This window comes from Chromatiales bacterium, assembly GCA_024234935.1.
Lineage (GTDB): Bacteria > Pseudomonadota > Gammaproteobacteria > Steroidobacterales.
This window is the reverse complement of record JACKNI010000002.1, coordinates 1-12,432: the sequence shown is the minus strand read 5'-3', so window position 1 is coordinate 12,432 and position 12,432 is coordinate 1. Positions and strand designations below refer to the sequence as shown.

Here is a 12,432-nt window from a genome sequence, read left to right as displayed (position 1 = left end):
GACAATTCCGCCCCCCGTGTGGTGATGTAGCTCAGTTGGTTAGAGCGCGGCACTCATAATGCTGAGGTCGGTAGTTCAACTCTACCCATCACCACCAATTCAATCAGGCAGTTGCGAGCACTCCCCGCGAGCGTATGAGGGTCATTGCGGGACTTTTGCGGGAGTCGGATTCGCAGACCTTGTTTGCTGCCGCGATCAGGTGGGTCAGCTCAGCCGCTGAGTAGTGAGTCGTGATCCGGCTGGACTTGTGGCCCAACAGATCCTGACGGTCTTCCATGCTGACCCCCACGGCTCGCAGCCGGCGTCCAAAGGTGTGCTTCAGGTCGTGCACGCGAATTGACCTGAAGCCGTCCGGGCACCGCTCACCGATCACCGTTTCGTACCTGGCCGCCGCCCTTTTTCGCGCCGTTCTCCAGGCGGAGTCCAGCATCTTGGTGACCGGTCTGCCCTTGTAGGTGAACACCCGCGTGGCATGCACACCACGCTGCTCGTCAATGACTGACCGGGCCACGTCGTTCAGCACGATCAGTCGCTCCTCGCTGTTCTTGACGAACTGCTTGGGTATCACGAACACGCTGGTTCCGAGTTCCCTCACCGGACACTCCCAGTCCCACTGCAGCTTTACGACCTCCTGCTCCCGGGTGCCCGTGTTGACCTTGAACAAGGCCATCCGGGCCAGGTGGGCTGGCAAGGCTGCAAACAGCAGCCGCTGCTCATCCCAGGACAAGGGGTAAGGCTGCCTGGCGTTTTTGTTCGGCACGAACTGAATGAGCGGCGGCGTGAGCAGCCAGGTGAGACCGTGTTCGTCCCGCCAAAGCCGTGCCGCCAGATTCAGGATGCGCCGGACCACTGCCAGTGACCGATTGATGGTGGCCGGTTTGACCACTTTTGCTCGGCTGGTGAGATAGGGCTGCAGCGTCCCGATATGCACGCGATCGAGCGCCATATGACCGATGAAGGCATCCAGGTGTTTAAGCTCCTGGACATCCCGGTCAATGCTGCGCTTGTGCTGATGCTCGTTCACGTACTTGGCCGCTGCTTCCCTGAATGAACGGGTCGGTCGCACACCGTAGACTGTGGCCTGCCGGATGACTTCCATCCGGTGGACCAGGAAGCGCTCTGCCTCCTCCAGATTCGCGGTGCCACAACTCTCGGCAACCCGTCCATACCCCGTCACTCGCTTGTCGATATGCCAGACCCCACCACGCTTGATGAGGCCCGGGGTTCTTATACGTCCCATGGCTTTCTCCTTTCAGCCGAGGGACGCCCGTTGCGGCTCTTATAGTCGTCCGCCCAGGCATCGAGTTCAAGGCGGTCGAAGGCGATGCCCTGGATGCCAATCCGCACCTCGGTGAGATTGGGGCGGACTTCCCGGTTGAAGCGGTTCCGGTCCATGCCGAGATACCCCGGCGCGTCACGGAAGCGCAGCAGCCGTGGCAGGGGTCGTGGACGGGTGTTCACGGGTCACCCCGCTGGTCGGATAGGGCTACCAGGAGCAGGACGAACCGCGAAAGCGAATCGACAACGCGACGGGGCATAGTGAGTTTCTCCGGGGAGAAATTCTCCGCCGTGCCCGTTGCTCGCGAAACCCGCTCCAGCGCAGTCCAGCGTGGACGGCACGCGATAACTGACTGGAAGTCCTCGCGATTCGAAAGCTCAGCGGCAACGCAAGCGTCCGGGCGCGTGCCGCGCCACCCGATGTGCAGACCAAAGAAAGCGGCGAGAGGTGAGCCGTCGCCTTTTATCTTGCTCTACGCCAATCACGCGGCTCACTGTTCGAATTTGTGATGCGCGCGGTTGCCGGCGGAACGTAGCAAACCGACAACGTGGCTGCTCAGGACCGGTTGCCCAGTTTGTTGCGAACCTGTCAGCCGGCTGCAGTAATCCAGTACAGCAGCGTGTTAGGAACCTGCGCCAGAAGTCGTTCTTTTTTACGTAGCGCTCGTACGCCGCAGAGCAAAGGACTCGTAATGCTCAACGATGGGGAACGGGCCGTAGAAGTGTGCAGCTGGGGATTACAGTCCTGGTACGCTGCCGTCTCAGCACAGCGGCACTGCCACGCAGTTCGTCAGCGGCCCGGCTCGTAACTATCGTATTTCGGGAGGTCATCCACAATGTCCTCCCAGGCGGCTTTGGATGACGAAAAGATATGCGCCATTGGCCGCTCTGTGATGTCCGACTCGACGGTGCCCATTCGCACGCGAACCTGTTCAGGGCGGGCGATAGAACGGCTCAGGATAGGCGAGCCACAGGTGCGGCAGAAGTATCTGGTTTGGCCCGGAGTGGACTCGTAGCCTGCCAGTACGCTTTCGCCCTCGATAATCCGAAAATCGTTCGCGGCCACGATCCCATTCGTCGCGAACGCGCTGCCTTGGGCCTTGCGGCACCGCGAACAGTGGCAGTAGACGATGTTCCGGATAGCGCCTTGGATCTCGTATCGGACCGTTCCGCAGAGACAACTGCCGGTGTACATGATTCAGGTCCACTGTGACTTCAGTTGGCGTCAGCTTACCGCTGCTCTTTTGGCCCGGGGGAGGCCATCGGAGGGCTGTTTCAGTTCTCTTTAGGGATTCCAGATATTTAGAAGATTTACGGGCTCTAAATCCGCCTTTAGAACAGGGGCTTAGACCCTTGCGGCACGCCTGATAGCACGATAGTCCCACGCCTGATAGCACGATAGTTGGCACGCCTGATAGCACGAGGCTGTCAACAGCTTATCCACCGGCCACGGGAGCTGAACGCGGAATTGCAGCCCGGCCTACACCCCTGTCGACGGTGCTTGGGTGGGACCGGGGCCATGGCTAATCCCGGGATTTCACCCAATGAATGGATCCTTTAGGGGTGATCAGCCCTAGTAACTTTATCTTTACTTTCCTCCAGAATTGGTAAAGTATTCGTTACCATGAGTGCCAAACCTACCGGCCGATACCTCAAGACCACCGTCACCGGCGAGACGGTCGCGGCCTTCGTGCCGGACGCACTTCCGCCGCGATTTTCCGCCAAGCAATTGCAAACCTTGACCGAGCCATTGCGGGCTGCCGAAGCGGCGCTGGCCCGGCTCGATCTGGCAGGTGAGATGATCCCGTCGCTCGACTGGTTCATCTATGCCTTTGTCCGCAAGGAAGCCCTGCTGTCCTCGGAGATCGAGGGCACTCAGGCAACTCTTGTCGACGTCCTGGCCTGGGAGCAGACCGACCAACCCGGCGCCTCGACCATTGAAGACATCGAGGAAGTCACCAATTACGTCGCCGCGGTCAATCACGCATTCAAACAGATCCACTCAGCAAAAGGGGCGCCGATCTCGGTGCGCCTGTTCAACGACTGTCACCGCATGCTGATGCGGGGTGTGCGCGGCGCCAGCAAACAACCCGGCGAGCTTCGCCGCTCCCAGAACTGGGTGGGAGGGAGCCGGCCCGGCAATGCCGTATTCGTGCCGCCGCCACCGGAGCGGGTTGGCGAGCTGCTCGGCGATCTTGAGCGCTATATCCATGCTGAGGACGATCTGGCGCCATTGCTGCGTATCGCACTGGTACACGTTCAATTCGAAAGCATTCACCCCTACCTCGACGGCAATGGCCGGCTGGGCCGGATGCTGATCGCTCTGCTTCTCGACCACTGGCAACTGCTCAAGAGCCCGATGCTGTACCTGAGCCTCTATCTCAAGCAGAACCAGGCTGCGTACTACCGGTGGCTAGGCGCGGTCCGAACGGAGGGCGACTGGATTGGCTGGCTGCGTTTTTTTCTGCTTGGTGTCTCGGAGATTGCCGAGGACGCTAGCCAAACTGCGCGCGCCCTATACGCCCGCGTGAGCGAGGATCGAAAGACACTACTTGCAACGCCCGGTGCGACCATCACGGCCATGCAACTCTTCGAGCAGCTGCCCGAACACCCGGTTGTTACGATGCCGCTGGTGACCCGGCTCGTGTCAACCAGCAAGCCCACCGCGGGGAAGGCGATTGACGTGTTGATCAAAGCCGGCATCCTTGCCGAAGTTGGCGACCGTAAGCGTGACCGGTTGTACCGCTACGATGGCTATCTGCGGCTCCTTGATTAGACACTCGGAAAGAGATCACACCGCCAGAGTCCCGGAACCCCTATGACGGCAACAACACAGATAATGACCGAAGCCGACACCTGTCGGGAGCTGGTCACCCCCAAGCTGGTTGATGCTGGATGGGGTAGCGAGCCCCACGTGATCGGCGAGCAGCGCACCTTCACCAATGGCCGCATCATCGTCACCGGCGGCCGTGTACGTCGCGGGAAGCAAAAGCGTGCCGATTACCTGCTCTACTACCGGCGAGATTTTCCACTGGCCGTCGTGGAAGCGAAGGAGCTGGGCCTGCCTGCAGAAACGGGTGTGCAACAGGCCAAAGAGTACGCTGAGATCCTCGGCCTCAAGTTCGCGTATGCGACCAATGGTCACCGGATCATCGAAATCGATTACACCACCGGCACTGAGCGCGAGGTGGGCCGCTTCGCGACACCCGCCGAGCTCTGGCGGCGCCTGACGGCAGCCACTTCGCTGCCTGACCCCGCCACATCCCACTTGCTTGAACCATTCAACCTGGTATCCGGAAAAGTACCGCGCTACTACCAGCTGATCGCAATTAATCGCGTGATCGAGGCGATCCTGCACGGGCAAAAGCGCGTGCTCGCCACGTTAGCCACAGGTACCGGCAAGACCTGCGTAGCGTTTCAGCTCTGCTGGAAGCTGTGGAACAGCCGCTGGAACCGCACCGGTGAATACCGCCGCCCGAAGATCCTGTACCTCGCTGACCGCAACATCCTGGTCGATGATCCGATGGCGAAGATGTTCGCGCCATTTGGCGATGCCCGCCACAAGATCGCCGGTGGCGACGTGAGCCAGAGCCGGGATATGTACTTCGGCATCTATCAGGCGCTGTCCACCGCCAACGAAGAGGTGTTCCGCCAGTATCGACCAGACTTCTTCGATTTGATCATCATCGACGAATGTCACCGTGGCTCCAGTCGCAATGACAGCAACTGGCGCGCGGTTCTCGACTACTTCGCGTCTGCCGTGCAGTTCGGCATGACGGCAACGCCGCTGCGCGAGGAGTCTCGCGACAGTTACGAGTACTTCGGCAACCCGGTTTACACATACAGCCTGCGAAAAGGTATCGAGGACGGATTTCTCGCGCCTTATCGCGTCCATCGCGTCATCACCACGGTGGATGCCGCCGGCTGGCGCCCGTCCCGGGATGAACTCGACCGGTTCGGCAGGCCGGTGCCGGACGACGAGTACCAGACCAAGGACTTCGAGCGCGTCGTCGCCTTGCGTGCACGCACCAAGGCAATTGCCAAGCATCTTTCAGATTTCCTGAAAGGTGCCGACCGTTTCGCGAAGACGATCGTTTTCTGCGTCGACCAGGAGCATGCCGCTGAAATGCGTCAGGAGCTGGTCAACCTGAACAGTGATCTGGTCAGGCAATATCCCGACTACGTCTGCCGCGTCACCGCCGACGAAGCCGCCATCGGCCTCACACACCTCGCGCACTTTCAGGATGTGGACAAACCTACACCGGTGATCCTGACTACCTCGCAATTGTTGACCACCGGTGTAGACGCCGAGATGGTCAAGAACGTGGTCCTGGCGCGGGTCGTTGGGTCCCGTTCCGAGTTCAAGCAGATTATCGGGCGCGGCACGCGGTTGAAGGTCGACTACGGCAAGGAATACTTCAACATCATCGATTTCACCGGCACCGCCACCCAGCACTTTGCCGATCCTGACTTCGATGGCGATCCCGTACGCATCGAGGAAGTAACCATCGATGACACCGGCGAAACACTTGGTTCAGTCGTCGAAACGCCACCCGGGGTCGAAGAAGCACCCGCCGACTACCTCCTCGACATCATGGAAACCGGCGAGGGCCCGGGCGAGATACTGACCGAGCCACCGGCGGAGCCGCGCAAATTCTATGTGGACGGCGGCGATGTTGAGGTCATCGGTCACCTGATCTACGACCTCGATACTGATGGCAAGAAGCTCCAAGTCGTCAAGTACACCGAATATTCAGGCCGCACTGTCCGCACGCTGTACCCAACCCGCGATGCGCTGCAATCAGCCTGGGCCAACCCCGATACTCGCGGCGAGGTCTTGCGCGAGCTGACCGAGCGCGGCATCAGCTTCGAAGAGCTGGCGGCCAGCGCTGATCAGCCGGACGCCGATCCCTTTGACCTGTTGTGCCATCTGGCCTGGAACGCACCGCTGCTCACCCGTCGCCAACGCGCCGAGCAGGCCAGGAAGGCAGCGCAGGATCTGTTCGGCCAGTACGGCGATTCGGCCCGCGAGATCCTCACGCTACTGCTCGACAAGTACATCGAGCGCGGCATCGTTCAATTCAGCGCGTTATCCGAGCTGATGAAGGTGCAACCCTTCGACCGTTTCGGAAGTCCCGCCGAAATTGCCATGCGGCATTTCGGCGGTATCAAACCTTTCAAGGAAGCCGTCTCGCGCTTGCAGACGGCCCTTTATCAATAACGAGAATCCCCTGAATGGCTGCAGCCGAAAAGAAACCAAGAGCGAAAGGCGCCAAGGCGCCCGTGACCACACGCGACAACCTGTCGGCATTGATCGGCAGCGCCCGCAAGATCCTGCGCAAGGACAAGGGGCTCAACGGTGATGTAGACCGCCTGCCGCTGCTCACCTGGGTGATGTTCCTCAAGTTCCTCGACGATCTCGAAGTCGTGCATGCGGAAGAAGCGGAGCTCGACGGCAAGCCCTACCACGCCATCATTGAAGCACCGTACCGCTGGCGTGACTGGGCCGCGCGCGAGGACGGCCTCACGGGCGACGAACTGCTGTCCTTCATCAACCAGGACGAATGCCACCGCGCTGACGGCTCGCGCGGTGCGGGACTCTTTGCCTATCTGCGCGGGCTGGCGGGCACTGGCGAGAAAGGAAGCCAGCGCGAGGTGATCGCCAACGTGTTTCGTGGCGTCCAGAACCGTATGGTCAGCGGTTACCTTCTGCGTGACATCATCAACAAGATCAACGGTATCCACTTCACCAGCAGCGAGGAGGTTCACACCCTCTCGCACCTGTACGAATCCATGCTTCGCGAAATGCGCGATGCCGCCGGTGACTCAGGCGAGTTCTACACCCCACGCCCGGTGGTGCGCTTCATGGTGCAGGCGACCGACCCCAAGCTCGGCGAAACTGTCCTCGACCCGGCGTGCGGAACCGGGGGCTTTCTTGTGGAAGCTTACGACCACATTGCCCAGCAGGTAACCAACCCGGATCAGCGCCGCATCCTGCAACGCGACACCCTGTTTGGGCAGGAGGCCAAGCCGCTGCCCTACATGCTGGCGCAAATGAACCTTCTGCTGCACGGCTTGGAAGCGCCGCAGATCGCCTACGGCAATACCCTGGAACGGCGCATTACCGAGATCGGTCACAGCGAGCGCGTGGACGTGATCCTCACCAACCCGCCCTTCGGCGGCGAGGAGGAGGCCGGTATCAAGGCCAACTTCCCGGCCAACATGCAGACGGCGGAAACGGCGCTGCTGTTCCTTCAATACATCATGCGCAAGCTGCGGTATGCGGGTCATGGCGCCGAGCAGGGCGGTCGCGCCGCCGTCGTGGTGCCCAACGGCACCCTGTTTGGCGATGGCGTATGCGCCGTCATCAAGGAGGAGATGCTCAAGGAGTTCAATCTCCACACAATCGTGCGCCTGCCGCAGGGAGTGTTCGCGCCCTACACCGACATCCCGGCCAATCTACTGTTCTTCCAGCGCTCAGGGCCCACCGAAACCATCTGGTATTACGAGCTGCCTCAACCCGAGGGGCGCAAGAAATACAGCAAGACCGCGCCGCTGCCCTTTGAGGCCTTCCAGCCGGTGCTCGACTGGTGGAAGAAGCGTGAGGAAGGCCCGAAGGCCTGGCGGGTGGACTTCGCCGCCAAACGCGCCGCCGCTATCGACGCCGCCAAACCACACTGGCAACGGGCCGAAACCGAGCGCGCCAGCGTCCTCGCTCTTGGCAAGCCGATCCGCGAACTGGATCAGACCATCGGCAATGCTGCCAATGGCGACAAGGCCGCGCTGCAAGCGCAACTGCGTGAGATGAAGGCGCAGCAGCAGGCCCATGAGGCCGCCGCCAAGGCCGCGCAGGCCGAGGGCGACGCGCTCTACTGGCCGATCTACAACCTGGACCTGAAGAACCCGCATGCCGCCGAAGGGCTGGAGCACGCCGACCCGAAAGACCTGGTCGCCGCCATGCGCGCGGGTGAGGAAGATGTGCTGCGCCTGCTCGGAGAGATCGAAGCGCTGGTGGCCGAGGTTCAGGGATGAGGCAGTGGCCAGAGATCGCGCTGGGCGATGTGCTCTGTCGATCCAGCGAGCCTGCCGTTTGTCTGCCGGACGCCGAGTACGACGAAGTCACTATCCGTCTTTGGGGAAAAGGCGTCATCAGCCGTGGCAAGGTTCGCGGTGTTGATGTCACAGCTCCGCGACGTGTAGTACGTGCCAACCAGCTGATCCTTTCCAAGATAGACGCCCGCAACGGCGCAATCGGACTTGTTCCTCAAGAGCTCGATGGCGCCATCGTCAGCAACGACTTTCCTTCTTTCGAGTTTGCCGAAAGCAAGCAACTCGATCCGGCGTTCATGGGATGGATGGTGCGCTCCCGGCATTTCGTCGATCTGTGCAGGGCGGCCAGCGAAGGCACCACCAACCGCGTGCGCATCAAGGAGGATCGGTTTCTCGCACAGAAGATTGTGCTGCCACCGCTGCCTGAACAACAAGCCATCGTCAGCCGCCTCGACACGCTGGCGGAAAAGGCGCGGCAGGTCAACGAACACCTCGACTCCATCGAGCGCGACGGTGACCGACTGCTAGCCGTGCGCTTTCGTGACGCCATTGCAGATGCGGCCATGCGGTCGATGGCGGAAGTGGCGCCGTTGGTGAGGCGAGAAATCGATATCGAGCTTGAAGGGAGCTATCCGGAACTGGGCATTCGCTCTTTCGGCAAAGGCTCGTTTCACAAGCCGCCGCTCACCGGCGCCGACGTGGGCACCAAGCGGCTTTTCAGCATCGAACCAGGTGACTTGCTCTTCTCTAACGTGTTCGCCTGGGAAGGTGCCATTGCCGTTGCCCAAGCGGAGGATGCGGGCCGTTTCGGCTCACATCGCTTCATCACTTGTCGCGTTGATCCCGATATCACCTCGCCGGAGTTCCTGCGCTACTATTTCCTGACCAAAGCCGGTTTGGAGAAGATTGGCGAGGCATCACCGGGCGGCGCGGGCAGGAACCGAACGCTGGGTCTCAATAAGCTGATGGCTATTCAGGTGCCGACCCCATCCCCGGCCATGCAGCGAACCTTCGATACCTTGCAAACCAAGGTGGCAGAACTCAAAGCCACCCACGCTACCATACGCCAATCCAATGACGCACTGATCCCGGCCACGCTGGAACGCCTGTTTGCCGGAGCCGATTAATGCAGTTCGTCAACCACGGCCCAGATATTCCTGATGCACTGTTGCAGGCGCATGAGGAGGATCGCGTGGTGTTCTTCTGTGGCGCAGGCATTTCGTACCCCGCCGGACTCCAGGACTTCAAGTGGTTGGTGGATGCGATCTACGGCCATGTAGGCACTACGCAAACTGACATCGAGAAGAAGGCTTTCGAACGGGGACAGTACGATGCCACACTAAACCTGTTGGAGGATCGACTCCCTGGTCAACGACAGGGTCTAGCCGTTCGTAAGGCGCTTGCCAGCGTCCTGCAGCCTAGGCTTCGCCGCAAGGGGGCTACTGATACCCATGCCGCGCTGCTTCACCTCGGACGAGCCCGTGATGGGGCTCTGCGCTTGGTTACCACCAATTTCGACCGTGTCTTTGAACATGTTGCGAGACTCACCAAGGAGCCATGCACTGCCTATGCCGCGCCGATGCTGCCTGTTCCCAAGAGCAGTCGCTGGAACGGCGTCGTGTACCTCCACGGGTTACTGCCCGCCAACCCAGACGACGGTGCGTTGCATCGCCTTGTATTGACTAGCGGAGACTTTGGCCTTGCCTACCTGACTGAGCGCTGGGCAGCACGCTTCGTCAGTGAGCTGTTTCGAAATTACGTGGTCTGCTTCGTGGGATACAGCATCAACGATCCGGTGCTGCGGTACATGATGGACGCGCTGGCTGCCGACCGGGTGCTGGGCGAAGTAACGCCTCAGGCTTATGCACTGGCCGACTGCGAACCTGGTGGCGAGCACGACAAGACCATCGAATGGAAGGCCAAGGGCGTTGTCCCTATCCTCTACGAGGTGCCTGCCGCCAGCCACAATCATTCGGCGCTGCACAACACGCTGAAGGCCTGGGCCGCTACACACCGCGACGGGATTCTCGGAAAGGAGCGAATCGTGGTGGATTACGCCTTGGCGCGCCCTTCAGAAAGTACTCGCGAAGACGACTTCGTAGGGCGAATGCTCTGGGCGCTGTCTCACGACTCGGGACTGCCAGCAAAGCGCTTTGCAGACTTCAACCCTGTTCCATCACTCGAATGGCTGGAGGCCTTCTCGGAGAGTCGCTACCAGCATGGTGACTTGAGACGCTTTGGTGTGCCGCCGCGTTCAGACCCGGATGAGAAGCTGAAATTCAGCCTGATCGGCCGGCCCGCGCCGTACAGGCATGCGCCGTGGATGGTTCTGGTTTCAGGGAATGCTGCCGGCAGCCAATTCGATCTCGTGATGTTCCAACTTGCACGTTGGCTGGTGCGGCATCTGAACGATCCGGCGTTGGTCATCTGGGTGGCCGAACGAGGGAGTCAATTGCAGGACCGATGGCCTTGGCTGATCGAGCATGAGCTGGACCGCATCGCCCGATTAGAGCGTGAAGGAAAGACCAGCGAACTAGACGAGATCCGCGCCCAAGCTCCGAATGCCATCCCCGGACCGCTGATGAGAGCGGTTTGGCGCTTGCTGTTGACTGGACGGGTGAGATCGCCGGGACGTGATCTGGATCTTTACCGGTGGAAGGATCGATTAACGCGTGAGGGTTTAACCACCACACTGCGCTTGGAGCTTCGCCAGTTGCTGGAGCCAAAGGTGGTCTTGAAGAAGCCCTTTCGCTGGGTTGCGGACGAACAAAGCGCCGATCAGCCGACACGCATTAGGCAATTGGTGGACTGGGAGCTCGTGCTGACTGCCGACCACGTCCGTTCATCGCTTCGCGATCTCGCTGATGACAGTTGGCGGGCGGGACTGCCGGCTCTGATAGATGACTTTCAGCAACTGCTAAGAGATGCACTGGACTTGCTGAACGAGTTGGGTGAAGCCGACGATCGTAGCGACCGCTCGCACTGGGATTTGCCGTCGATAAGCCCGCATTGGCAGAATCGCGGGTTCCGTGATTGGGCGACATTGATCGAGTTGCTGCGGGATGCATGGTTGGCAATTCAGAAAACTGATCCGCAACGCGCCAGCAGGATCGCAAGTGGATGGTTTGACCTGCCGTACCCAACGTTCAAGCGATTGGCCCTGTTCGCTGCGAGTCAGGATGACTGTATCTCCCCCGAGCAATGGGTCGAATGGTTTGTCGCCGAGGAAGCCTGGTGGCTGTGGTCAGTGGATACGCGACGGGAAACCATGCGTCTGCTCGTGCAGCAAGGAGCAATGCTGTCGCCACAATTGCGAGCCACGCTCGAGGCGGCAATTGTCACGGGCCCGCCGCGAAAAATGTACCGGGACGACCTCGAATCAGAGGCGTGGCAGTCGTTAGTGGACCATCAGGTCTGGCTGCGGCTCGCCAAACTTCGTGAAGGCGGTGGACAACTCGGCGACGTTGCATCTCAGCGCATTGACAACTTGTCTGTTGTGAATCCCGAATGGAGATTGGCAAGCAACGAGCAAGACGAATTCTCTCATTGGATGAGCGGGACCGGAGACCCCGACTACGAAGCAAGTCGCGATGTCGACCTTGCGCCCCGTAAGCGGAGCGACCTGGTCAACTGGCTCAAGCAGCCCCCACCCGAGCGGCACTCGTTCTATGAAGACACGTGGCCGGCAACTTGCCGAACGCGGTTCTTTCATAGTCTCCTTGCTTTGTGTGATCTGGCCCAGGAAGGCTTGTGGCCCGCCGGACGCTGGAGAGAAGCCCTGCAGGTCTGGAGCGAAGAAGGTCTTGTCGCGCGGTCGTGGAGGTTTGCAGCACCTCTGGTCCAGAGAATGCCTGATGAGGTAATGCAGGAAAACGCACATAGCGTCACCTGGTGGATGGAGGCGGTGTCCAAGTCGATTGAACGACATGAAGCGATCCTGCTAGAACTTTGCCGGCGCGTACTGGCTTTGCCCTTGGAGGCAAGTACCGACATCAGTCAGGATGGTGAAGCGACACGCCGGCCTGTGGGCGAAGCCATCAATCATCCGATTGGGCATTGTACCCAAGCTTTGCTCAATCTCTGGTTCAAGCGCGAGCCCAACGA

General features: G+C 60.3%; 8 protein-coding genes and 1 tRNA gene. 6 read left to right on the top strand and 3 right to left on the bottom strand.

The window, feature by feature from the left end:
* Positions 1-20: 20 nt before the first annotated feature.
* A tRNA-Met gene (locus H6979_05395) sits at positions 21-97 on the top strand.
* A 6-nt stretch (positions 98-103) separates the two neighbouring features.
* Here H6979_05395 and H6979_05390 read toward each other — a convergent pair.
* From H6979_05390 to H6979_05380, 3 genes are all read right to left on the bottom strand, one after another.
* Positions 104-1,240 (bottom strand): tyrosine-type recombinase/integrase, encoded by a 1,137-nt coding sequence (locus H6979_05390; protein MCP5139269.1) that lies wholly within the window; start codon positions 1,238-1,240, stop codon positions 104-106.
* Complete coding sequence (locus H6979_05385) at positions 1,228-1,461, bottom strand: hypothetical protein (protein ID MCP5139268.1); 234 nt, start codon at positions 1,459-1,461, stop codon at positions 1,228-1,230. The genes H6979_05390 and H6979_05385 overlap by 13 nt, the downstream gene beginning before the upstream one ends.
* Positions 1,462-2,068: 607 nt before the next feature.
* Positions 2,069-2,473, bottom strand: a complete 405-nt coding sequence (locus tag H6979_05380; protein ID MCP5139267.1) for a GFA family protein — start codon at positions 2,471-2,473, stop codon at positions 2,069-2,071.
* Positions 2,474-2,902: 429 nt separating this feature from the next.
* On the opposite strand from H6979_05380, the gene H6979_05375 reads away from it, so the two are divergent.
* The 5 genes from H6979_05375 to H6979_05355 all read left to right on the top strand — a co-directional run.
* Positions 2,903-4,054: a Fic family protein gene (locus H6979_05375; protein MCP5139266.1), complete on the top strand. Its 1,152-nt coding sequence runs from the start codon at positions 2,903-2,905 to the stop codon at positions 4,052-4,054.
* A 63-nt stretch (positions 4,055-4,117) separates the two neighbouring features.
* Positions 4,118-6,499, top strand: coding sequence for a DEAD/DEAH box helicase family protein (locus tag H6979_05370; GenBank protein MCP5139265.1), 2,382 nt, complete (start codon positions 4,118-4,120; stop codon positions 6,497-6,499).
* Positions 6,500-6,513: 14 nt separating this feature from the next.
* Positions 6,514-8,310: an N-6 DNA methylase gene (locus H6979_05365; GenBank protein ID MCP5139264.1), complete on the top strand. Its 1,797-nt coding sequence runs from the start codon at positions 6,514-6,516 to the stop codon at positions 8,308-8,310.
* Positions 8,307-9,455 carry a restriction endonuclease subunit S gene (locus H6979_05360; protein ID MCP5139263.1) on the top strand — a complete coding sequence of 383 codons (1,149 nt, stop codon included), beginning with the start codon at positions 8,307-8,309 and terminating at the stop codon, positions 9,453-9,455. The genes H6979_05365 and H6979_05360 overlap by 4 nt, the downstream gene beginning before the upstream one ends.
* The coding region (locus tag H6979_05355) for an SIR2 family protein (protein MCP5139262.1) at positions 9,455-12,432 on the top strand (2,978 nt) is incomplete at its 3' end. The genes H6979_05360 and H6979_05355, both read left to right, overlap by 1 nt.